This is a genomic window from Nodosilinea sp. FACHB-131, assembly GCF_014695395.1.
GTDB lineage: Bacteria > Cyanobacteriota > Cyanobacteriia > Phormidesmidales > Phormidesmidaceae > Nodosilinea.
Genome location: NZ_JACJOF010000037.1, coordinates 58952 through 80732 on the forward strand (window position 1 = coordinate 58952; position 21781 = coordinate 80732).

General features: G+C 56.7%; 20 protein-coding genes. 8 read left to right on the plus strand and 12 right to left on the minus strand.

The window, feature by feature from the left end:
* Window positions 1–22 precede the first annotated feature (22 nt).
* Together psaJ and H6F75_RS24360 are read left to right on the plus strand one after the other, a co-directional pair.
* Window positions 23–148 carry a photosystem I reaction center subunit IX gene (psaJ, locus tag H6F75_RS24355; protein WP_190755385.1) on the plus strand — a complete coding sequence of 42 codons (126 nt, stop codon included), beginning with the start codon at window positions 23–25 and terminating at the stop codon, window positions 146–148.
* A gap of 125 nt (window positions 149–273) precedes the next feature.
* Window positions 274–756 carry a photosystem I reaction center subunit XI gene (locus H6F75_RS24360; RefSeq protein WP_190755387.1) on the plus strand — a complete coding sequence of 161 codons (483 nt, stop codon included), beginning with the start codon at window positions 274–276 and terminating at the stop codon, window positions 754–756.
* Between the two features lie 200 nt (window positions 757–956).
* Here the strand turns inward: H6F75_RS24360 and H6F75_RS24365 are convergent, their stop codons facing one another.
* Complete coding sequence (locus H6F75_RS24365; RefSeq protein WP_190755389.1) at window positions 957–2168, minus strand: methionine gamma-lyase family protein; 1212 nt, start codon at window positions 2166–2168, stop codon at window positions 957–959.
* A 139-nt stretch (window positions 2169–2307) separates the two neighbouring features.
* Between H6F75_RS24365 and H6F75_RS24370 the strand changes: the two genes are divergently transcribed.
* A complete protein-coding gene (locus H6F75_RS24370) occupies window positions 2308–3129 on the plus strand; it encodes a fatty acid desaturase (RefSeq protein ID WP_190755391.1) in 822 nt (273 codons plus the stop codon).
* A 229-nt stretch (window positions 3130–3358) separates the two neighbouring features.
* Here H6F75_RS24370 and H6F75_RS24375 read toward each other — a convergent pair whose 3' ends face one another.
* Both H6F75_RS24375 and gyrB read right to left on the minus strand, forming a co-directional pair.
* Window positions 3359–3787, minus strand: a complete 429-nt coding sequence (locus tag H6F75_RS24375) for a CU044_2847 family protein (protein WP_190755393.1) — start codon at window positions 3785–3787, stop codon at window positions 3359–3361.
* A 226-nt stretch (window positions 3788–4013) separates the two neighbouring features.
* On the minus strand, window positions 4014–5954 hold the full coding sequence (gene gyrB, locus H6F75_RS24380; RefSeq protein ID WP_190755395.1) for a DNA topoisomerase (ATP-hydrolyzing) subunit B: 1941 nt from the start codon (window positions 5952–5954) through the stop codon (window positions 4014–4016).
* Window positions 5955–6079: 125 nt separating this feature from the next.
* Here gyrB and miaA point away from each other — a divergent pair, with 125 nt between their 5' ends.
* Entirely contained in the window at window positions 6080–7060 is a 981-nt protein-coding gene (gene miaA, locus H6F75_RS24385) for a tRNA (adenosine(37)-N6)-dimethylallyltransferase MiaA (RefSeq protein WP_190755396.1), read from the plus strand.
* Between the two features lie 182 nt (window positions 7061–7242).
* Here the strand turns inward: miaA and H6F75_RS24390 are convergent, their stop codons facing one another.
* The 6 genes from H6F75_RS24390 to H6F75_RS24415 all read right to left on the minus strand — a co-directional run bounded on the left by H6F75_RS24390 (window position 7243) and on the right by H6F75_RS24415 (window position 12027).
* Entirely contained in the window at window positions 7243–8118 is an 876-nt protein-coding gene (locus tag H6F75_RS24390; protein ID WP_190755398.1) for a carbon dioxide-concentrating mechanism protein, read from the minus strand.
* Between the two features lie 35 nt (window positions 8119–8153).
* Window positions 8154–8822, minus strand: coding sequence for a hypothetical protein (locus H6F75_RS24395; protein WP_190755400.1), 669 nt, complete (start codon window positions 8820–8822; stop codon window positions 8154–8156).
* 24 nt (window positions 8823–8846) lie between these two features.
* Complete coding sequence (locus tag H6F75_RS24400) at window positions 8847–10805, minus strand: ribulose bisphosphate carboxylase small subunit (RefSeq protein ID WP_199304115.1); 1959 nt, start codon at window positions 10803–10805, stop codon at window positions 8847–8849.
* 126 nt (window positions 10806–10931) lie between these two features.
* A complete protein-coding gene (locus H6F75_RS24405) occupies window positions 10932–11234 on the minus strand; it encodes a EutN/CcmL family microcompartment protein (protein WP_073608507.1) in 303 nt (100 codons plus the stop codon).
* Window positions 11235–11240: 6 nt separating this feature from the next.
* Window positions 11241–11579 carry a carbon dioxide-concentrating mechanism protein CcmK gene (locus H6F75_RS24410; protein ID WP_017296879.1) on the minus strand — a complete coding sequence of 113 codons (339 nt, stop codon included), beginning with the start codon at window positions 11577–11579 and terminating at the stop codon, window positions 11241–11243.
* A gap of 139 nt (window positions 11580–11718) precedes the next feature.
* Entirely contained in the window at window positions 11719–12027 is a 309-nt protein-coding gene (locus H6F75_RS24415) for a carbon dioxide-concentrating mechanism protein CcmK (protein ID WP_190755402.1), read from the minus strand.
* Window positions 12028–12883: 856 nt separating this feature from the next.
* Between H6F75_RS24415 and H6F75_RS24420 the strand changes: the two genes are divergently transcribed.
* Genes H6F75_RS24420 through H6F75_RS24430 form a run of 3 tightly spaced genes read left to right on the plus strand, consistent with a single transcriptional unit; the run spans window position 12884 to window position 17487 of the window.
* Window positions 12884–14719, plus strand: a complete 1836-nt coding sequence (locus H6F75_RS24420; protein WP_190755404.1) for an NAD(P)H-quinone oxidoreductase subunit F — start codon at window positions 12884–12886, stop codon at window positions 14717–14719.
* A gap of 9 nt (window positions 14720–14728) precedes the next feature.
* A complete protein-coding gene (locus tag H6F75_RS24425) occupies window positions 14729–16354 on the plus strand; it encodes an NADH-quinone oxidoreductase subunit M (RefSeq protein WP_190755406.1) in 1626 nt (541 codons plus the stop codon).
* Window positions 16351–17487, plus strand: a complete 1137-nt coding sequence (locus H6F75_RS24430; RefSeq protein ID WP_190755408.1) for a CO2 hydration protein — start codon at window positions 16351–16353, stop codon at window positions 17485–17487. Before H6F75_RS24425 ends, H6F75_RS24430 begins: the two co-directional genes overlap by 4 nt.
* Before the next feature lie 74 nt (window positions 17488–17561).
* Here H6F75_RS24430 and H6F75_RS24435 read toward each other — a convergent pair whose 3' ends face one another.
* Window positions 17562–18983 carry an MFS transporter gene (locus H6F75_RS24435; protein ID WP_190755409.1) on the minus strand — a complete coding sequence of 474 codons (1422 nt, stop codon included), beginning with the start codon at window positions 18981–18983 and terminating at the stop codon, window positions 17562–17564.
* Window positions 18984–19205: 222 nt separating this feature from the next.
* Here H6F75_RS24435 and H6F75_RS24440 point away from each other — a divergent pair, with 222 nt between their 5' ends.
* Window positions 19206–19736, plus strand: coding sequence for a phosphoribosyltransferase family protein (locus tag H6F75_RS24440; protein WP_190755411.1), 531 nt, complete (start codon window positions 19206–19208; stop codon window positions 19734–19736).
* Here H6F75_RS24440 and H6F75_RS24445 read toward each other — a convergent pair.
* Together H6F75_RS24445 and H6F75_RS24450 are read right to left on the minus strand one after the other, a co-directional pair.
* Complete coding sequence (locus tag H6F75_RS24445; RefSeq protein WP_190755413.1) at window positions 19702–20868, minus strand: tetratricopeptide repeat protein; 1167 nt, start codon at window positions 20866–20868, stop codon at window positions 19702–19704. The two genes, H6F75_RS24440 and H6F75_RS24445, sit on opposite strands and share 35 nt — an antisense overlap.
* Window positions 20869–21063: 195 nt before the next feature.
* Window positions 21064–21687 carry a hypothetical protein gene (locus H6F75_RS24450; protein ID WP_190755415.1) on the minus strand — a complete coding sequence of 208 codons (624 nt, stop codon included), beginning with the start codon at window positions 21685–21687 and terminating at the stop codon, window positions 21064–21066.
* Window positions 21688–21781 lie beyond the last annotated feature (94 nt).

A 21781-nucleotide genomic window follows, 5' to 3' on the forward strand; every position in this document is an offset into this window, starting at 1 on the left:
TAAGACCCAGGAGAATTAGACCATGAACAACGGCCTGCCTCGGTATCTATCAACTGCCCCGGTGTTGCTGACCGTGTGGATGTTGATTCACGCCGGTATTTTGATCGAATTCAATCGCTTCTTTCCCGACTTGCTGCTACACCCCTAGGGAAAGACCTCGTGAGGCAGTCCTCGCGAACACGCTCTAGAGATGGTTTTTGGAGACTTAACAGCATCTGGAAACCGTCTTTATCTATTTGCTGTGATCTTGTTTGAGTTGGAGAAACTTCCCCCATGACAGACCTCATTCAGCCCGCTGGGGATCCACAAATCGGCAACCTAGAGACGCCGATTAATTCCTCTGGGTTTTCAAAGGCTTTTATTGGCAATCTGCCCGCCTACCGCAAGGGGCTTTCCCCCCAGCGGCGCGGCTTAGAAATTGGCATGGCCCATGGCTATTTTCTCTACGGTCCCTTTGCCCTACTCGGCCCCCTGCGCGATTCTGAAATTCCCGGCCTAGCTGGGTTGCTGAGCGCGGCGGGCCTAGTGGTGATTTTGACCGCCTGCCTGTCAATTTACTCAGGTTCTGGCCTTAACCACTCCGTTACTAAAGCCACCACCCCCTTCCCCCCTCCCGCCAGCCTCGAATCTGATGAAGGCTGGAGCGAGTTTGCCGGTAGCTTTTTGATCGGCGGCATTGGCGGAGCTACCTTCGCCTACCTGCTGGCGGCTAATCTGCCCATTCTGACCACTCTAGTCAGCGGCGGCCATAGCTAAGCTTGCCTCTGTAATCTATATTCTGTAAACAGCAGGGGCGATGGATCGCAGTCCATCGCCCCTGCTGTTTTTAAGTGCGGTATGGACAATCAGGCGTAGCCTGTACCATTGGGAGAACAACGTTTTTCCAATGATTTTTGTGTGCTGAATGCTGAAACTGGGCAAAGCGAAGCATGCCCGACCTACTGCTAGGAGCTGTTCTACAACGGGCCGATCGCCTCTACCGCTGCTTCCACCGCTAGGGCCACATGGGTCCAGTGGGTGCCGCCCTGGCAGTAAACGATATAGGGTTCTCGTAGAGGGCCGTCAGCCGATAGTTCTGAGGTGCTGCCGTCGATAAAGGTGCCCCCAGCCATTACCAGCTCGCTGTCGTAGCCGGGCATGGCAGCCGGTACGGGTTCGACATAGGCGTCGATGGGAGAATGCTGTTGTACGGCCTTACAAAAGGCGATCAGCTTCTCGGGTGACCCTAGGCGAATGGCCTGGATCACGTCGCGCTGGGATGCACTGGGGTCTGGATTGACGGGGTACCCTAGGGCAGCAAAGGTGGCCGCTAGAAGATAATTGCCCTTCATGGCTTCACCAACCATTTGGGGAGCTAAGAATAGTCCCTGATAAAGCAGGCGGTTGAGGTTGAGGCTAGAACCACCGCTGGCCCCAATGCCAGGGGCGGTAAGACGGCAGGCGGCCGCTGCAACTAGGTCGGCCCGACCAGCGATGTAGCCACCGGTGGGGGCAATGGTGCCGCCGGGGTTTTTGATCAGCGATCCGGCCATGAGATCGGCGCCAACGGCAGTAGGCTCACGGTCTTCTAAAAATTCGCCATAGCAGTTATCGACAAAACAGACAACGGTGGAATTCTGGCCTTTTACCGTAGCCACGATCTTTTCGATTTCGGCTATGGTGAGGGATGACCGCCAGCTGTAGCCGCACGATCGCTGGATGTGCACCAGTCGGGTTTTTGGCCCCACTGCTGTCGCTAGGGCATCCCAGTCGAGGGTGTGGTCAGCGGTCAATGGTAACTCTCGATAGGACACCCCAAACTCGGCCAAGGACCCCTGGCCTTTGCTCCGTAAGCCAATTACCTCTTCAAGGGTGTCGTAGGGAGTGCCTGCTACGGCTAGCATTTCATCCCCAGGGCGCAGCACGCCGAACAGGGCGCAGGCGATCGCGTGGGTGCCTGAGACAAACTGCGATCGCACCAGGGCGGCCTCCGCCTGCACTATGTCGGCAAAGACGCGATCGAGGGTGTCACGCCCCAGATCGTCGTGCCCGTAGCCCGACACGCTGTTAAAGTGGTGACTTCCCACCCGATGCTGTCGAAATGCCCCTAATACTCGCGCTAGATTTTGCTTGACCTGAGCGTCAATTCCATAAAATATTGGAAGAAGGGTCGAGTCAGAGGGCATCATCAGGTTTGATTGTTGCAATGGTTAAATTTTTTCGTTAAGAAACAGGGGTAACTATTGTCCCCTACATTTACTCTGCCTGAGCAAAATTCTTACTGAGGATTCCTGCTGGGGCGCTTGTCCAAAATTCTGAGATTTCTGCATGACTGCTGTAACTACCGAGCGTTTGTCCCGCGATTGGGTCACCCTTGGCTTCATGATTTTTGTCCACAGCATGGCGGCCCTGGCGTTTCTGCCCGCTAACTTTTCCTGGGCGGCGATCGGGGTAGCACTGCTGCTCCACTGGTTCACCGGCTGCCTGGGTATTACCCTGGGTTGGCACCGACTGGTGTCTCACCGTAGCTTTACGGTGCCCAAGTGGCTGGAGTACTTTTTTGTTTTTTGCGGCACCCTGGCTTGCCAGCACGGCCCAATTATGTGGGTCGGCCTACACCGCCACCACCATGCTTACTCTGACCAGAGCCTCGACCACCACGACTCTAACAAGGGTTTTTGGTGGAGCCATATGGGTTGGATGCTGCGCGACGTGCCGGCCCGCCACGAGGTTGACCGTTTCATCCGCGATATCAAAGACGATCGCTTCTACCTGTTCTGCGAAAAGTATTTCCTGCTGCTTCAAGTTGGTCTCGGCGTAGTGCTTTACGCCCTGGGCGGCTGGCCCTTTGTGCTGTGGGGCATCTTTGTGCGGCTGGTGGCGGTTTACCACTGCACTTGGCTAGTGAATAGTGCCACCCACAAGTTTGGCTACCGCAGCCACGAGACCGAGGACAAATCAACCAACTGCTGGTGGGTGGCCGTGCTCACCTACGGTGAGGGCTGGCACAACAACCACCATGCCTATCAGTACTCGGCCCGCCACGGCCTCAAATGGTGGGAAGTTGACATGACCTGGATGACCATTCGCCTGCTTGAAACGGTCGGTCTGGCCAAAAAAGTCAAGCTAGCTGGCTCTACTGAAAACTAGATCATCGGTTCCAAACCATTAAAAAGCTGGGTTAGTACAGGTTACTAATCCAGCTTTTTAATTGTAACGCCAGCAGAATTCTTCAATGTTTCGCTAGCATCAAACTCTTCGATGCTTCTTTGAACGGGCTGAACGACTCAATAAGTAACTGAACCTAAAGTCAGTCGTTTGAGTTTAAGAAAAAATTGCAGTTTCAAATCACCTACGCAAATTTTGACGGTTAGCTGGTCTAACTCGCTTGGTTTTTAGGAAACTTACAGGTGACCTCGATTTTAAAGTCACCATCAATGGAACCCTTAGCCAGCATAGGAATTCCGGTATCGGCGTTAATTTTGATACCAAAGCTGAGTTTGAGGTCTTCAACCTCAGCCCCAGCCAGGTTTTTGAAGGCCCCTAGGGCATACATTGTATAGGCACGAATAGTTTGGTGAATTGTTTGAAGCTGAGCGCTAATGGGCGGCGGTAGAGCCCGCGTTGGTGCGCCGGGTAGCCAATCATAGTCGCGGTTAGTATCGGGGTCGTAGGAGCTGGGTGGAGCAGGCGGAGCGGCAAGTGGAGCGACTGGCATTCTGTAGGTTTCTGCAACCTCAGTTTCTACGTAAATGGTGTAGCTCGTGCCGTTATCATCCTCAAGCACAATTGGCTGAATCGTCGTCATAGTTCACCCCTAACGCAACGATCCATAGAATACATTCGCTCAAGGATGAACTATCCCATTGATCAAGGTTGATCAAAGAATTGCAGCATCTCAACGATGTCGACGTTGCCTTAAGGGAGCAACATTGCTGCTCCGGCACACCGTTTACGCTGGTTTAATTCACGCCCGACAATGAGCAATCGTCGGGCATGATCCACCGCAAGAAGTCAGATACTGGCTCTTTACCCTAGATGTCCAAGTCTTCTAGCTTCATGCGGGAGCCGTAGGTTTCAATGAACTCACGACGGGGAGCGACGCGATCGCCCATCAAGATCGTAAAGATGCGGTCGGCCTCGGCGGCGTCTTCGATCTCCACCCGCTTCATAGTGCGGGTAGTGGGGTCCATGGTGGTTTCCCACAGCTGCTGGGGCATCATTTCTCCCAGACCTTTAAACCGCTGCACCGTGTAGTTGGCGTTGGCCGGAAACTCGTTGGTAATTAGGTTCTGCAACTCGCGCTCGTTATAGCAGTACCAGTGGTTGCGACCCCGCTCCACCTTGTAGAGGGGCGGACAGGCGATGTAAATGTAACCCTGGTCGACCAGGTCGCGCTGGTAGCGGTAAAAGAACGTTAGCAGCAGGGTGCGAATGTGAGCCCCATCCACGTCGGCGTCGGTCATCAGGCAGATGCGGTGGTAGCGCAGCTGCGATGAGTCAAACTCCTCGCCGCGAATGCCCATGCCCAAGGCGGTAATCAGCGCCTGAATTTCAGTGTTTTTGTAGATCTTAGAGTCTTCGGTTTTCTCAATATTGAGAATTTTGCCCCGCAGCGGCAGAATGGCCTGGAAGCGGCGATCGCGCCCCTGCTTTGCACTACCACCGGCTGAGTCGCCTTCCACAATAAAAATTTCCGACTCGCTGGGGTCACGGCTGCTACAGTCGGCCAGTTTGCCCGGTAGGGTAGACGACTCTAGCACCGACTTACGACGCACCAGTTCCCTGGCTCGGCGAGCGGCCTCGGCGGCATTAAAGGCTTGAATGGCCTTCTCTAAGATGGCGTCGGCCACATTGGGATGGAAGTCGAGATACTCGGTTAGGGCTTCACCCACTAGAGAATCGACAATACCCCGCACCTCGGTGTTGCCTAGCTTAGTTTTGGTCTGACCCTCAAATTCGGGGTCGGGCACCTTCACCGAGATAATTGCCGTCAGCCCCTCGCGGATATTTTCCCCTGCCAGGTTCGAGTCGGCATCTTTGCGCTTGTTGCGCTTGCGGCTGAAGTTGTTGAGGGTGCGGGTCAGCACCGCCTTCAGTCCCTCCAAGTGGGTACCGCCGTCGATGGTGCGAATGTTGTTGGCAAAGCCCAGCAGGTTGTCAGAATAGGCGTCGATACACCACTGCAGCGCGGCCTCTACCTGCACCCCATCGCGCTCGGAGGAGATGTGAATGATCTCATCGTGGATGGGCTGCTTGTCGTTGTTGATGTACTTGACGTACTCAATGATGCCGCCCGCATAGTGGTAGGTCGAAACCTTGGGCTGGTCCGACTTGATCACGTCTAGGCGGTAGTCGGTAAAGATTACCTGAATGCCCGCATTCAAGTAGGCCAGCTCACGCAGGCGGCCGCACAGGGTGTCGTAGTCAAACTCAGTGCCGTTGTGAAAAATTTCGGTATCGGGCAAGAAGGTGACCGAGGTGCCCTGGCGCTTTTCGGCAATTTTCTCTGCCGACAGCTCACCGATAGGCACACCGCGCTCAAATCGCTGCTTGTGCTCCTTCCCTTGGCGCCAGACGGTAACTTCAACCCACTCTGATAGGGCGTTGACTACCGAGATACCCACGCCGTGAAGGCCCCCAGACACCTTGTAGCCGCCTCCGCCAAACTTGCCCCCAGCGTGAAGCACAGTCATCACCGTTTCGAGGGCCGACTTGCCGGTGCGGGGGTGAATGTCGGTGGGAATGCCGCGCCCATTGTCGGTAACGGAAACCGAGCCGTCGGCATTGAGGGAAATATCGATGCGATCGCAGTGGCCTGCCAGCGCTTCGTCTACGGAGTTATCAACAACCTCGTACACTAGGTGGTGGAGTCCACGGGGGCCAGTGCTGCCGATGTACATGCCTGGACGTTTGCGAACAGGCTCAAGCCCCTCTAGAACCTGAATCTGATCGGCACCGTAGTCAGTTGTCATACTGTACGCTCCAAAAATGGGCTCTAAGCCACCCGAATGCTCGCCAGGTCAAAACACCTAGAAATTATAGCACAAAGCAGCCACAGCGGGCTCTAAGGCAACGTCAGCTCAAGAATAAACTAGGGATGCAACCACCTAAATTTCCCCAGCTAGAATCGTCGTTCCAGGAGACGGAGAATAATAGTTCAATTGTACCATTTTTGTGGGTGATTGGCGGCGCTACGGCCACGGGCAAATCGTCTTTGGCGATCGCCCTAGCCCAGCGCCTTCAAGGGTGCATTCTCAGCGCCGACTCCCGACAAGTATATCGAGAGTTTGATATTGGGACGGCAAAACCTTCGGTATTCGATCGGCAGCAAATTCCCCACTATCTAATAGACATCTGCGCTCCGACTGAAACCCTCACCCTGGCCCAGTACCAGCGTCAGGCTCAGGATCTAATTCATACCTTTCACCAAACGAATGCTGTTCCCATGCTGGTGGGTGGTACCGGTCTCTATATAGACGCGGTGGTGAAAGGATTACGCATTCCGCCCGTAGCTCCTCAGCCGGCCCTGCGCCAGCAGTTAGAGGCTCTGGGGCAGCCCCACTGCTATGCTCTGCTCAAAAGCCTGGATGCGGCGGCGGCCTTACGCATTCACCCCCACGATCCGGTGCGTACGGTGCGCGCCCTGGAGGTGTTCTACGTCACTGGCCAGCCCATGTCGGTTCTCCAGGGAGAAGCACCTCCGGCATACCCAGTGCTCTACCTGGCTCTTGACTGTGATGTCCTTGCACTAGAACGCCGCATTGCCCAGCGCACCCAGGCCATGGTTGAAGCGGGATTTGTAGATGAGGTAACTCATCTGCTGAAAAAATATGGCCCAAAGCTGCCCCTGCTGCAGACATTGGGCTACGCCGAAATGCTGCGCTACCTGCAAGGGGATGTCTCTCTACCGATCGCCCAGGCCGACATCGTGCAGCACACCCGCCAGTTCGCCAAACGGCAGCGCACCTGGTTTCGCAACCGCGTAGCAGCGCAGTGGTTTGATGCCGATGCCAAAGATCTGGTAGAGCAAGTTTGGGATTGGTTCAAAGAGCATAGAGATACAGCAAACGTCCATTGAGTTAGGACAGGCTCGACGTAGGGACATTGCACTGCAACGTCCCTACCGGAGGATTCCATCTGTCAAAGTGTCCCGACTAAGTCAACTGCTGCAATATGCAAGCAGCACAACCGTAGCAAGCTAACTGCCACCGCTTAACCATAGGCATCGGCTTTCCTCAGATCTCTGCTCTACCTAACTTTCTAAAGCTCTTCGTCGGCTAGCTCTTGCTCGTCTACAGTCAGCTCTAGGGCAATCGGGGTAGCCTCTTCCGCCGCCGCTTCGATCAGCACCGGCTCGGCTTCGGTCTCCTCTTGTTTGACTTCCAGGTTGAGGGGAATGCGTAGGGGTTCGGGCTGCTTCTGCTCCTGCTCCATTTCCATAATGGGCAGCGATTCAACCAGGTCATCGAGGGGGCGGGGAATGACCATCACGGCATGGAGTTCACCGATGCGCTCGGCTTCGTGCATGCCGGCTTCGATCGCGATCGCCACGTTGGGCAGCGACCCTCGAATCAAAATGGTGCAAAGGCCTTCGCCAATCGTCTCGTGGGACATCAGCTGCACATCGGCCGACTTGGTCATCGCGTCAGCGGCCCCCACCATGGCAGGGAAGCCACGGGTCTCTAACAGACCAATGGCCTGACTGCCCATCTTACCGCCGCCCTCACGCTGCAGCTCGTCCCAACGGGCGCAGATAGGTAGCACCGCTTCCAGGTTGGGCAATGGGCGCGGAATCAGCGTTGACGAGACAAACTGACCAAAATCCTGGGCGGTTCTAATTCCAGCCTCTACCGCCATGCGCACGTCGGAAATGCCCCCCCGCACGATCGCAGTGCAGTGGCCGCCGCCCGTTTTCTCGTAGCCTACCAGCAGCACATCGGCGGCTTTCAACATGGCATCGGCCGTACCCACCACCGCCGGAAAGCTCTCCGTCGACACCATACCCAAAGCAGCGCCGCGATACTTGTCGCGCCGCTGGGCTTCTTTTTGACCTGGCGCAGGGGTAGCCAGGGTTAACCGCTTGGGCGTGCCAGACTTGAGGTCAAGGGGCGAGGCTAGTTTGCCGTCGGGTTGCATAGGGTGCCTCTGCACAGGGTGTCTGCCTCTCCATTCTAGGGCCTGTCCTCTGAGCTAGCGCCATTGAGCGAGTGACGCTGGGGAAATAGGGTGGCTAGTAGGCGATTGACCTGGGTTTTGCCGTAGACGGAGGATCCATTTTGCCCAGCAACGTTGTGCCCAATACTGTTTTGAGTATTGCCGTTCTGGGCAATGCCACTGGGGATACTGCCGTTGTGAGCTGTCCCAACAGTGGGGTTACCCGAGCCGTTGAGACCATTCTCCGCAGCCCCTATGCTGCTGGCAGTCCCATAGACGTGGCTACTAGTACTAGGGGTAAATCCGCTAGATGAAGACTCCTGGTCAGAAGATGTCTGCGTTGGCTCGCCCAGTAAAGACCCCGGTGCGATCGCCTGAGATGCCCCAATCGTAGGGTTGATGAGGGTGCTATTGGCTCCAATACAGGTGTGCTGACCAATGGAGCCATGTCCTACTACGAGCACCCCGCTGCCCAAGCTCACCCCTGGCTCAATCACCAGGTCGCCGTGGCAGGCCTGCACCACCACATCGACCCCCAAACAGACGCCCGCAGAGACCACCAGACGGCAACCGGGGGCAGCCCCTAGCAATACCCCAGGTGCGATCGCCACTCCAGGCGCTAAATCTACATCTCCCTGAATGTAGCCATTGGTAGGCTGGGTGATCACCTGGGCGGGTACTGCCACGGTCAAAGGTTGAGTGAGAGGTCTCTAAGGTCGCTGGATAGTGGCTTCATGCACTCGTTTTTTCACCTTTGGATCGATGCCTACTAGCCGCACATAGTGGCCAGAGTGGTTTCGCAGCTGAGACTCTAGGGCGTTGAGCACATCCGAGGCCCGGCTTCCCTCTAGCATGCCGGCATTTTGCCAAGCACCGCTGCGATAGCGACGCACGTCGGCATGCTCAAGGCTGAGACGATAGCCCTGGTTGAAGAGCTGCTGCACCTGCTGCACTACCTCCTGGGGAAGGCCTCCCATAGGAGCTGCCCCATTGCCGCTTGGGGCGCTGGAGGTCGAATAGGAGGGCGATGGGGCAACCGGTGCCGACTTAGAGCCCGGCCGCTGCACGGTGACTGCGGCCACTCGCCGCTTGGCTCTGGGGTCAATGCCAAATACCCGCACGTACTCGTTGGGGTGCTCAGCTATACAGGTGTTGATAGCGCCTAGGACATCGCCCTCACGGTTGCTGGTGATGGTCCGACAAGACTGCCACACGTTGCTGCTGTAGCGGCGCGCATCGGCATGCTCAGCCCCAACGTGGTACCCCTGGCTGAGCCACTGGCGCACCTGCTGAGCTACGTCACCGCTGGCCTGAGAACTACCGCTAGGGCTAGGAGCCGACGCATAGGAGTTGCTAGGAGAACCGCCCGATCGCGAACTAGCCGCCACGGATTTGCCGTCGGGGCGCTGAATGGTAATGGGAGCAACGCGGCACTTCGCTTTAGGGTCGATGCCAAACAGTCGCACATATTCGCCCGAGTGCTCAGCCAGGCAGCGCTCGAGGGCACCAAAGACCTCACCCTCACGGGACGACTGAATGGGAGAGCAGGTTTGCCACACGTTACTGCTGTAGCGGCGAGTATCGGCGTGCTCGGTGCCAATCCGGTAGCCCTGACTGAGGTACTGACGCACCCGCTGCACCACCTCTGGCGACAGAGGGCCGCTGGCCACGGCCGGGGCCGGGCGATGGCCACCATTGTTAGAAGGGCTGGAATAACTAGCATGAGAAGGCACCGAGCCGCTGCTGGCAACAGCCTTGCCGTCGGCTCGCTGAATAGTGATGGGGGCGACTCGCTGCTTCGCCCTCGGATCGATACCGAACATGCGCACGTACTCACCCGAGTGCTGAGACAGACAGTTTTCGATGGCGGCCAGCACTTCAGGCTCACGCTGGGACTGAACTGGGCTGCAGGTCTGCCAGACGCCACTGCGATAGCGGCGAGAGTCGGCGTGCTCGGTGCCAATGGTGAAGCCCTGGGCCAGGTACTGACGGACCTGCTGGACAACGTCGGGGGGTAGCAGTTGAGAAGTCATAGTGCCTAATCCATCGCGTTCGTTTGAGTGTGCTGTGGTATCTAGAGACGCTGTGCTAGCTGACCCACCTAGGGGGGGCGCATGGCCAGGCGTTCCTGCAAGTTCCCTAATCAGGGCAATATCAATGGGGCCAACGTCGCGCAGGGCATCGGCCTGATGCTGTTGAGTAATTACTGAACCTGAGGGAATCAGCTTGCCGGGCGGCACGTCCACATCTTGTACAAGGGCGTGCATCATCACGACACACCCGGCTCCCAGTCGAGCGTTAAATAGGGTTGAGCGAAAGCCAATAAAGCAGTCAGCACCAATGTAGACCGGACTCTGCACCAGCACTTTGTGGGTGAGAATGGCGCGATCGCCTACCCAGACCGCCCAGGGGCTGCGATCGTCTCCCAGCACTTGTCCCTGGGCACGACCATATACCGTGGCTCCCTCCTGTAGGGTGCTAGCAGCACCGAGTCGCACGGCGGCACCGGGGTCGGCCCTAACTATTGAGCCAGCGGCCAAAACTGCCCCAGCCTCAACGAGAACCTGACCCTGCACCTGGGCTAACCCATGTACCCGGGCCGATGACCCAGATGATTGCTGCGAACCCCATGCCTGAGTCGGAGATGCCGCTGGTGTGCGGATCGCCATTGCCGTACGTCCTCCCAAAAAACCCCGACTAACTAGCTGCTCAACCACAGAAGTGAGCTAATTATGGGGAGAGTGTAGTCTCTGCCTGTGCTAGCTGAACTGGATTGCCCATGTAAAGAAACCCAGCTAGCTAAAATCGTCTCGCTTGTTGTAAAGATTGCCGCTGTCGAGACTTACGGTATCGACAATGGCAACCACTGCCGCATCCACAGGACGATTTTCGTAGCCGCGCTGCTGGCGGGCCCCACTGCCCTGGGTAATTAACACCCATTCGCCGGGGCCAGCCCCTACCACATCGGCGGCCACCGTATAGTCAGGCAGCAAGTCACCAGTTTCGCTAATGAGCTGCACCAGTAAAAACTTTGTGCCGCTCAAGCTAGGCTCCTTGCAGGTGCTAACTACCGTGCCACGAACCTTAGCCAAGAGCATAGTGACTTATCTGCCGTAGGGGCGGATGCCGCTAACACTCTCTCTAAACTGCTCTACCGCCTCGGTGTAGCGAATGGGTAGAACAAATTCCAGGTTTTCGTGGGGACGAGCAATGATGTGGGTAGACAGCACTTGGCCGCCATTGACCCGCTTCACGTTCTCAATACCGGCTGCCACGGAAGCTTGCACTTCAGACACGTCGCCGCGAATGATGACGGTGACGCGACCGCTACCGATTTTCTCATAGCCCACCAGGGTGACCCGAGCCGCTTTCACCATGGCATCGGCAGCTTCCACCACAGCGGGGAAGCCCAACGTCTCGACCATACCAACTGCAATTGCCATGCTTTTATATGCCTTTTTTTCAGAGAATACAGGAGCTCAAACGAGTGCTGAATTAGCCTTACCCTAGGCTAGGCCCACCAGCCCAGCAGTCCCTTAAACCTTAGAACGAATGGGTCTCAAAAAACCGCACCTCTAAGACCTAGCTGCGAAACTGCTCTACCGCCTCGGTGTAGCGAATGGGCAGAACAAATTCCAGGTTTTCGTGGGGACGAGCAATAATGTGGGTAGACAGAACTTCGCCGCCATTGACTCGCTTCACATTCTCAATGCCAGCTGCTACCGAGGCCTGCACCTCAGACACGTCGCCCCGCACAATCACGGTGACACGGCCGCTACCGATTTTTTCGTAGCCCACCAGGGTAACTCGGGCCGCTTTTACCATCGCGTCAGCGGCTTCTACTACAGCCGGAAAACCCAGCGTCTCAATCATTCCCACAGCAATCGGCATAGTCGAAATCTCCTTATAAACTTAGACAACCCTGGTTTACCTAACGCACTTTGTCTGCTGTTCAGGCGCAAAAAAACGTCCCAAAAGATGACAAGCCGGAAATCACCGTTGGGGAAGCAAAACTTCAGATTGCCCAAAAATTCTTGATGACAGATTAAGCATAGGTGTCCGTAGTCACTTTTGCAATATAAGCCCCAATGATTGTTGCTAATGTTGAATATTATTAAAGCTGATGACGTAAAGGTTTTTTTCTCGTAATCAATCCATAGGTTGGCAATAGTGTCTGCTCACCTGCAGCTTGGGCTTGAGACTCTGCTGAATCGGTAGAGGGTAGAAAGCATAGGTGGTTCTAGCACTCATCTAAGCTGGGGCGGGCTGCCCAACCTCTAAATCTATTGATCCTCAGTACGAATGCCCTAAATTGGGTTGTGATTTCTAATCGATCGCTTAAGGAGTCTTTATAGGTCAACCCGCTAAACTCACGGCTCTTGGGCCGATCGCCCTCAGGGAATCAGGTAGAATAGCAAAACGCTTTGAGATAAAGGTAAAGAGGTCTAAAATTTTGCCCTGCCAGCTTTGGAGAGGGTCTGTGCTCAGTCCGGCGGATTCTCTAGCGGGTTGGGGCTGATGGGTTGACTGTCGGTTTTAAGTCTGGCGCTACAGACTGCGCTTTGATTTAGCTCAGCTGTCAGCAAGCTGCTGCGGCCACAGGCAACTAGCCGGTGGCGGCGCGAAGGTGCTTCGCTTGGTCAACCTGTTGAGCTAGGGTCGCCGGATTCTGGCAGCCGTAGCCTTTTATCTGCTGAACCATCGCCGTTGGAGATAAGCATTTAAGGTGTTGTCAGAGAACGTCGGGATGACCCAATTTTTTGTTGAGACCAGCTGGCTGCTGCCAATGTATGGCCTCATTGGGGCGCTGCTATCGCTGCCCTGGTCCACGGGGTTGATTCGCCGCACCGGCCCTCGACCATCGGCCTACCTCAACATTGTGATGACCCTGGTGTCCTTTGTTCACGGGCTGATGGCCTTTCGCGGCATTTGGAATCAAGGCCCCCAGGAACTGCTGTTTTCCTGGTTTGACTTTGCCGATCTACACCTCACTCTAGCCCTCGACATTTCGGTGCTCAACCTGGGTGCCTTGGAACTGATCACAGGCCTCAGCCTGCTGGCCCAGGTCTTTGCCCTAGGCTATTTAGAGAAAGACTGGGCTCTAGCCCGCTTCTATTCCCTGATGGGAGTCTTTGAAGCTGCCATGAGCGGGCTGGTGTTAAGTGGGTCGCTGTTTGTCTCCTACTCGCTGCTGGAGATGCTAACGCTGTCGACCTACCTGCTGGTGGGTTTTTGGTATGCCCAGCCTCTAGTGGTGACCGCCGCCCGCGACGCCTTCTTAACTAAGCGCATTGGTGACGTGCTGCTGCTGATGGGAGTGGTTTCCCTGGCCTGTCTGGCGGGCAGCCTTGACTTCAACGATCTGTATGAGTGGGTCAAGGTAGAGAATTTATCTCCCACCATGGCTACTCTTCTGGGGCTGGCGCTCATTGCCGGACCGATTGGTAAATGCGCGCAGTTTCCGCTCCACCTGTGGCTCGATGAAGCTATGGAGGGCCCAAACCCCGCCTCGATTTTGCGGAACTCGGTGGTGGTGACCTGCGGTGCCTACATATTGATTCGTCTGCAGCCGATTGTGGTGCTGTCGCCGATAGCCTTGGGCACGCTGGTGGTGATCGGCACGGTGACGGCTCTGGGTGGGTCTCTAGTTGCCTTGGCCCAGGTCGACCTGAAGCGCACGTTCTCCTACTCTACGAGTGCCTACCTGGGGCTGGTGTTTATTGCCGTCGGCACGACCTGGCCAGGGGTGGCGCTGCTGCTGCTGCTGACCCACGCTGTAGCCAAGGCGCTGCTCTTCATGGCGGTGGGGTCAATCATTATGACTACCAACTGCCAAAACATGGCCGAGCTGGGCGGTCTGGGGAAAAAAATGCCGGCGACTAGCCTGGCTTTTGTGACCGGCGCTTTAGGAATGGTTGGTGTGGCACCCCTGGGCTGCTTTTGGGGGTTGCGGATGGGAGCCGATTTTCTCAGCCGTGACTATCCGCTGCTGACGCTGGTGTTTTTGCTGGTCAACGGCCTCACGGCACTGAATCTGACGCGGGTCTTTCGTCTGGTGTTTTTGGGAACATCTCAGCCCAAAACCCGCCGCGCTCCAGAGGTACCGTGGCAGATGGCGGTACCGATGGTCACCCTGTCGATCGTTACGCTGCTGCTGCCGCTGATTCTGGGCAAGCTGCTGGTGCTGCCCCCTTGGCAATACATCAACTGGCCGATCGCAGGGCTGACGCTGGCATCGGGCTGGATAGGAGTAGCGGTAGGGGCGACGGTGCCGCTATCGAAATCGCTGGCGCGATCGCTCAATCGGTCTCTGCGCATTGCCCAAGATTTGCTGGCCTACGATTTTTACACCGAACGCCTCTACGAAAAAACCGTGGTGGCGGCGGTGTCTACTCTGGCCCGGTTTAGCAGCTGGTTTGACCAATACGTGGTGGACGGTCTGGTAAACGGGGTGGGTCTGGCTTCGCTGTTTGGCGGTGAGGGGCTTAAGTACAGCGCCTCAGGCCAGTCGCAGCTCTACCTGCTAACCATCTTTGCCGGGGTAGGGCTGATTGGAATTTTCATGACCTGGACGCTTTGGTAACGGTTGGCGATGCTGAGTGCACTAATTTTAATTCCGCTGGTGGCCGCCCTGGTGCTGGTCCTGTGGCCTGGCAAGCTAGAGGCGCAAACCGCTAAAGTCGTGAGCGGCGTTGGTTTGGCCCTGACTCTGGCTTTGCTCGGCTTTTTGGCCACTCGATTTGAGCTGGCAACTCCGGGATTTCAGTTTGAGGAGTTGTTGCCGTGGGTTGAGCCTTTGGGACTGAGCTATCGCCTTGGCCTCGACGGGCTGTCTCTACCGCTGCTGGTGGTAAATAGCCTGTTGGGTCTGGTAGCAATTTATATTAGCGAACCCACCCTGCATCGCACTCGGCTCTACTACGTGCTGCTGTTGGTAATTAACAGCGCTGTTGCTGGAGCGTTTTTGGCGGCTAACCTGCTGCTGTTTTTTATCTTTTACGAGTTAGAGCTAATTCCGCTGTATCTGCTGATTGCCATTTGGGGTGGGTCGCGGCGAGGCTACGCTGCCACTAAATTTTTGATCTACACCGCCCTGTCGGGGGTGCTGATCTTGGGAGCCTTTTTGGGCCTAGTCTGGCTGTCGGGTAACACTAGCTTTGACTACGACAGCGGTCTGGCCGCGGCGTTACCCCTAGCTCAGCAGATTTCTCTGTTGGTGGCGCTGCTGATTGGCTTTGGCATCAAGGTACCGCTGTTTCCGTTTCACACCTGGCTGCCCGATGCCCACGTGGAGGCGTCAACGCCGGTGTCGGTGCTGCTGGCCGGAGTGTTGCTAAAACTGGGCACCTATGGCGTAGTGCGCTTTGGCCTGGGCCTGCTGCCCGACGCCTGGATGGCTCTGGCTCCCTGGATGGCGACTTGGGCTGTGATCAGCGTGCTCTATGGATCGCTGGCGGCGATCGCCCAAACCGACATGAAAAAAATGGTGGCCTACAGTTCCATTGGCCACATGGGCTACGTGTTGTTGGCGGCGGCGGCTTCCACCCCGGTGAGCATTGTGGCGACGGTGTTTCAGATGATTAGCCACGGGCTGATTTCGGCGCTGCTGTTTTTGCTGGTGGGGGTGGTGTACAAGGCCACAGGCACCCGCGATATGACGGTGCTACGTGGTCTGCTAAACCCCGAGCGGGGTCTGCCCTTTGTGGGGTCGATGATGATCCTGGGGGTGATGGCCAGCGCTGGTATTCCCGGTATGGTGGGGTTTATTTCTGAATTTCTGGTGTTTCGAGGCAGCTTTTTGATCTTCCCGGTGCAGACGCTGCTGTGTATGGTGGGTTCGGGCCTGACGGCGGTGTACTTTTTGCTGCTGGTAAACCGGGTCTTCTTTGGCCGGCTGGCGATCGCGCCCCCTACCGTTGCGCCTCAGCTCGATATTGAGCTGCCCTCTGTGACCTGGCGCGATCGCGCTCCTGCCCTGGGTCTGGCCGTGCTGATTATCGCCTTTGGCCTACAGCCCAACTGGCTGGCCCGCTGGAGCGAGCACACTACTTTGGTACTGCACCAGCCCTACCAGGGTTTTGTGCAGGCTAGAACCCGGTTTGCCCCCACGGCTGTACCCGCTGTTGCCGACACCCTTTTCGTTGACCCGGCCCTAACCCTGCCAATTCCCGTTTCCCCCGTCTTTGCCGCCCCCAGCGTTGAGATTTCCCTGCCATGACCAAAACCCTATCCCTGGCCAAAGCTCACTCCCACCCCCTAGAACCCTTTATTCAAAAGCTGCTGGGTGCCGAAGCGCTGCTGCCCGACTCCGAGAGCAACGTAATTGAAGTGGTGGGCATTCTCAAGAGCTACGGGGTGGTGCTCGACGCCTACTCCAAGAACCTGATCTACATCGCCGACCATCAGTTCTTGGTGTTGTTTCCGTTCTTCAAGTACTTCAACGGTAAGGTGACGCTGCCGCAGCTGCTGCGCCACTGGTGGCACGATCGCATCAACTTTGAGTACGCCGAATACTGCATGAAAACTATGCTCTGGCATGGCGGCGGCAAAATGGATGAATACCTCGATAGCGACGACTTTTTGCAGCACTGTCAGGCCGCTGTTGCCGCCAAGATCAAAACCAATCTACCCATTCGGGCGTTAAATGGTCTATTTCCTGATTTTCTACCCGAACAGGTGCGTCAGCTAGCTTACTACAGCGCCCTGGGCCAATTCTGGCGGGTGATGAGCGATCTGTTTATTGACCTGTCCGATGCCTACGATGCGGGCAAGGTACAGACCATTCCTGATGTAGTAGCTTTTGTCAAAGCGGGATTGGTGGCGGCGGCGGCAAACCCCATCTCCTATGCCGTCGAGATCAATGGAACCAGCTACGAGCTGCTGCCCAAGTCCGCCGGGCTGACGTTTTTGATGGATGTGGCGGTGCCCTACGTGGAGGCGGTGTTCTTTCGCGGCACGCCGTTTTTGGGCACAGTTTCCTACAATGCCCAAGCTGACCAAATCTCCGCCGACCAGGGTCGCTTTGATTATGGCGCGCTCTATGCCGACCCCCTGCCCATTGGCGGAGCGGGCATTCCTCCCACGCTGCTAATGCAGGATATGCGCCACTACCTACCCGACTATCTGACGGCGTTCTACCAATCCAGCGGTCGTGGACTCGACGATGTGCGAGTCAAGATTTGCCAGAGCTTCCAAAAGTCAATGTTTTGCGTCACCAGCGCCTCGCTGCAAGGGCTGCTTCCTCACCCCGCCGATACCCAAGACCCCCGCGAGCGAGCTGCCAACCACGCCTTCCTAGCCGGATGGATGGATCGTTTAGCCACTTCCCGGCTTGATGTGGTGCAGCTGTAAAAAATGCTAATTAAGTCTGTAGTAGCCACAACCTGCAATCTGAGTCACTAGCTTAGTAGCGTTAGCTTAGCAGTTCAACCATTTGAGTCGTGCGGATCATGTGGCTCCTGGTTGCGATCGCGCTCAGCCAGTTTCAGCAGCATTTCTTGGTGCATCTGACGAGTAATGGGGTAAAAGCGGGTTAGTAGCACTGACATCGCTAGCAGCACCATGGGGACTGGGCCAATAAAAATGCGAATTGCCAGCAGGGCTGAGTCAGACTGCTGAGCTGCCTCGCTGACAAACCCCGAAAATTGTAGGGCTAAGCTCACTAAAAATAGCCCTAGGGCGAGACCCACCTTTTGCAGCAGCGTCATAAAGGCGTAGAAAATGCCCTCTCGCCGCTGGCCGGTTTTGATCTCATCTAGCTCAATCACATCGGGCAGCATGGCCCAGGGCACCACATAGGCGGTGGCCACCCCAAAGCTAATCACAATGCACAGCAGGTAGAGTGCCGCCACCTGCCCCGGCTGCACAAAGAACAGCGCAATCTGGGCAATAATCCAGGTGCCAATGCCGATGTAAAACACCTCCTGCTTGCCCAGACGACGGCTGAGGTAGTTGACTACCACCATCATCACGATGGCGGTGCCCTGCACCAGCAGCGCCGCTAAAAAGTAAGAGTCAAGCCCCATCCAAAAGGTGGCGTAAAAGGGAATAATGCTGGCGGTCATCTGTAGGGCCAGCCAGGCAAACAGATAGATGCCCACCACAAATACAAAAGCTCGGTTGGAAAAGACGACTTTGATCTGTTGGAGAAAGGGCAGCGCTGCTTCGTCGGTGTCGGCGGGCTGTAGGGCGTTGCGCTGCACGGCGTAGGGGTAGGTACCCCACACGCACCACAGCAGCGGCAGCACCGACAGCACTGCACAGATGCCCCCCAAGACTAAATACTGCTGGCGTTGATCAGCGATTACCTGAGTGATCACCAGACCAAGGCCGAGGGCGGCGATCGCCCCAAACAGCGACGATCCCAGCCGAAAGGCCGTCAGCTCGGTGCGTTCGTCGTAATCCTTGGTGAGTTCGGCGGTCAGGGTGGTGTAGGGCAGGTTCACTACCGTATAGAACACCTGAAACAGCAGCGACATTACCACGTAGTACCAAAACCGAGCGGTGTCCCCCCAGTCCGGCACCACCCAGGTGAGAAAGAAGGTCACCCCAAAGGGAATTGCCCCCAGCACAATCCAGGGATAGCGGCGGCCCCAGCGGGTGCGGGTTTTGTCGCTCAGATAGCCAATAAACGGATCGTTGAAGGCATCCCAAATGCGCCCGATCGCCAGCACCGACCCCGCCGCCACTGGGCTCAGGCCCGCCGCCGTCGTCAAAAAGATCAAAAATGAAAACGACAGCAGATTGGCGGTCATCCCTGGCCCGATGTCTCCAGCCCCAAACGCCAGCTTGCCCCAAAGGGAAAACTTGGCAGGGGCAGCGGCGGGAGAAGGTGGGTTAGAAGCCATAGATTACCTGCTTAGTGAATCCACACTCGATCGATGACAAGGCAACCGCTTGGGAAAGACAATTCAAACGGCGTCCTCAGTGTATTATTTCCCCATCGCACAATGCTTTACACCGAAGCCAGCTTAGGAACTGTAGCGCTTCCCTAGGCAAAACTCTACACTTGAGCTTAAATCTGGCTGAGCACAGCGACCTGCCGGGGGCTGCTCCAAAGGAGGATGGACATGGCTGATTTTTACGTAAGCTGGGACGACTACCACCGGGACATTGAAAAGCTAGCAGTTCAAATCTACGAGTCCGGTTGGAAATTCAACCAAATTGTCTGCTTGGCCAAGGGGGGACTGCGCATCGGCGACACCCTCTGTCGGCTGTTTGATGTGCCCCTAGCAATTTTGTCTACCGCCTCCTACGGCGGAGCCGATGGCCGCACCCGAGGCTCGATCACCTTCTCTCGCGATCTGAGCATGACCACCCCCAGCCTGGGTAGCCAGGTGCTGATCGTCGATGACCTGGTCGACTCGGGCTACAGCCTAAAGAAATCTATGGCCTGGCTGCACCACAAATATGGTTTCTACATTGAAGATGTGCGGACAGCGGTGCTCTGGTATAAAGCCGAATCGATCGTCAAGCCTGACTATCATGTGGTCTACCTGCCCGACAACCCCTGGATTCATCAGCCCTTTGAGCGCTACGAAACCATGAGCCCGGCCGAGTTAGCGGCTAGTTATCAGCCTCAGCCGGAATCGGTGGCTTAGTTAGTTCCACCGGTGCAGCCGAGGCTTCCGGCGGACCGTAGAGGCGCTGGTAGCCCCAGTAGCCCCCTAGTATAGTCACCAGCGTAAGGGAAATAATGCCCCCGGCGCGGCACAGCCCCTGAATCGCTTTAGAGGCTCGCAGGGCGCTGAGGTAGTCTCCCTGCTGGTAGGCCTGGCGCAGGTTCATGGCGTAGGCCAGGGCCGGAATGCCCAAGGGCGGAAAAATTACGAAGGCGGTCAGTAGCACCCGACGCCACCGGGCTGGCGGGCAGGGCTGCCCCTGAAATACCTTGTAATGGCCTCGCCACTCGACCGTTGACTGGTCTTGCACCTGGCCCGTGAGGTCGAAGCTGTAGATGTCATCTATTTGCCAGCTGACGAGCAGGTCGCGAATTTGATTGGGTAGGGTGAAATAGTTGAGGCCTACCCCCACCGGGCGATGGGTTTGAATGTGCAGATGCCCCTCTTGATGCTCGACCTCGACAACAATCTGCCTGAGCCCCAGCTCCGCCTGCAGGCGTTGGGAGAGGGCGCGATCGCGGTGAACCTGCTGCAAGTGGTGCAGCTTCAACCGCGCCTGATCAAGGTTGAGATCGTTGCAGAGAGCCAGTTCCCAATCGTGGGCGGCGGCGGCGGTTTGGCCCAGCTGCTCATGCACGTGGCCCCGGTGTAGGTAGACCTCAGCCAAATTGGGGTTGGCGTCTAGGGCGGCATCAAAGTCGTTTAGGGCGGCGGTGTAGTCCTGCTGTCGGAAGTACAGCAGCCCCCGGTTGTAGTGAATGAGGGCATGGCCGGGCTGGTGCTGAAGCGCTTGGTGCCAGTCGGCTAGGGCCAAGTCCTCTCGCCCCTGCTGGCAGTGGAGCAGGCCGCGGTTGCCGAAGGCGCGCACGCTGGTAGGGTCAAGGGCGATCGCTGCCGAAAAATGCTCCAGCGCCGCTGTTGTATCTCCAATTTGCCATTGAGCTTTGCCCAGCTCAATGTGGATGTCGGCTGGACAGGGTGAGTGGTTTAGGGCCTGGGGCAAAACCGTCAGCGCCGCCTCAACGTTGCCCTTTCGCATCTGGTTGATGCCCTGCCGATGACGATAGCGAGCCTGTTGACGATGTAACCAGGGGGTGAGGTAGAGTCCCATAACCTTGAGAATAGTGAGGAGGAGGAGAAGCAACTACCCCCATGATTCCTGCGGAAATTGGCCTCGTCAGTGAAGCGTTACGAGAACGTAACAGAGCATTAGGGCTAGGTAGTCGCTGTCACAGGATCGCCGACCAATTGCCGCGATCGCCCCCCCCGGTAGAAGGATTTGTAAACAGAAGGATTTGTAGAAAAGTTACAGAGGCTCGCTACCCTCGCTCTGGGCCACCTTGAGGGCCACCGAGGCTACGGTCAGGGTGAGCCGCGCTTGCTCTAGGCTAGACAGCAAATCCCAGTCAGTCGCCGGAATTGCCCGCAGATTAAGCTCCAAAACTTCGCCCCGGCCATCGCGTAGAGAGTAGGCTAGAGGGCGAGCCAGCACCGCCAGGTCGTCAACGTTCCAGCCGGGCAGAATGTCATCCACGCACTGTACCAGCTGCTCAATTAGGGGTTGACCACTGCGGGCCAGGGTAGTGGCCGAGATCGCCAGACGGTGTAGCAACCCACTGGGTACACGATTCTGAAACTGTCGCAGTTGCTCAAGCACCGGGTTGACCGTGGCCTGAGACTCGGAGTTGCCCATCTGGGTGGCCATCTGGGCGGCCAAGACTTGCCATCCCGCTGCGATCGCAGCATTCGTCTCTCCACCGTCGAGAGCGTCAAACTCTGTCTCTAAGCTCGCTAAGTAGGTCTCGGCCTCAGGGGCCAGCGGTTGCCAGGGATACCCAGTTTCGGGGTTGAGAATACTGGCAAGCAGATCGAGTTCAGTGGCCATGGCGGGCTCAGAGGCGGAGTTAGAAGACAGGGAAGACTGATTCATAGCGTTATCTACAGATGCACAAGAGGGTTAACGAAACCTGATGATTGTGGATACACCGCGCTGCTAGGGGATTCCGTACGGGGTGAACAATTTC

Coding starts and splice junctions, on each gene's coding strand:
- H6F75_RS24375 (WP_190755393.1), bottom strand. CDS start 3,787: ATGACGACGATTCAGCCAATTGTGCTTGAGGATGATAACGGCACGAGC.
- H6F75_RS24435 (WP_190755409.1), bottom strand. CDS start 18,983: ATGGCTTCTAACCCACCTTCTCCCGCCGCTGCCCCTGCCAAGTTTTCC.
- H6F75_RS24445 (WP_190755413.1), bottom strand. CDS start 20,868: ATGGGACTCTACCTCACCCCCTGGTTACATCGTCAACAGGCTCGCTAT.
- H6F75_RS24360 (WP_190755387.1), top strand. CDS start 274: ATGACAGACCTCATTCAGCCCGCTGGGGATCCACAAATCGGCAACCTA.
- H6F75_RS24415 (WP_190755402.1), bottom strand. CDS start 12,027: ATGCCGATTGCTGTGGGAATGATTGAGACGCTGGGTTTTCCGGCTGTA.
- H6F75_RS24405 (WP_073608507.1), bottom strand. CDS start 11,234: ATGCTCTTGGCTAAGGTTCGTGGCACGGTAGTTAGCACCTGCAAGGAG.
- H6F75_RS24410 (WP_017296879.1), bottom strand. CDS start 11,579: ATGGCAATTGCAGTTGGTATGGTCGAGACGTTGGGCTTCCCCGCTGTG.
- H6F75_RS24425 (WP_190755406.1), top strand. CDS start 14,729: ATGCTGAGTGCACTAATTTTAATTCCGCTGGTGGCCGCCCTGGTGCTG.
- miaA (WP_190755396.1), top strand. CDS start 6,080: ATGCAACCACCTAAATTTCCCCAGCTAGAATCGTCGTTCCAGGAGACG.
- H6F75_RS24440 (WP_190755411.1), top strand. CDS start 19,206: ATGGCTGATTTTTACGTAAGCTGGGACGACTACCACCGGGACATTGAA.
- H6F75_RS24420 (WP_190755404.1), top strand. CDS start 12,884: ATGACCCAATTTTTTGTTGAGACCAGCTGGCTGCTGCCAATGTATGGC.
- H6F75_RS24430 (WP_190755408.1), top strand. CDS start 16,351: ATGACCAAAACCCTATCCCTGGCCAAAGCTCACTCCCACCCCCTAGAA.
- H6F75_RS24390 (WP_190755398.1), bottom strand. CDS start 8,118: ATGCAACCCGACGGCAAACTAGCCTCGCCCCTTGACCTCAAGTCTGGC.
- H6F75_RS24370 (WP_190755391.1), top strand. CDS start 2,308: ATGACTGCTGTAACTACCGAGCGTTTGTCCCGCGATTGGGTCACCCTT.
- psaJ (WP_190755385.1), top strand. CDS start 23: ATGAACAACGGCCTGCCTCGGTATCTATCAACTGCCCCGGTGTTGCTG.
- H6F75_RS24400 (WP_199304115.1), bottom strand. CDS start 10,805: ATGGCGATCCGCACACCAGCGGCATCTCCGACTCAGGCATGGGGTTCG.
- H6F75_RS24365 (WP_190755389.1), bottom strand. CDS start 2,168: ATGATGCCCTCTGACTCGACCCTTCTTCCAATATTTTATGGAATTGAC.
- H6F75_RS24450 (WP_190755415.1), bottom strand. CDS start 21,687: ATGAATCAGTCTTCCCTGTCTTCTAACTCCGCCTCTGAGCCCGCCATG.
- gyrB (WP_190755395.1), bottom strand. CDS start 5,954: ATGACAACTGACTACGGTGCCGATCAGATTCAGGTTCTAGAGGGGCTT.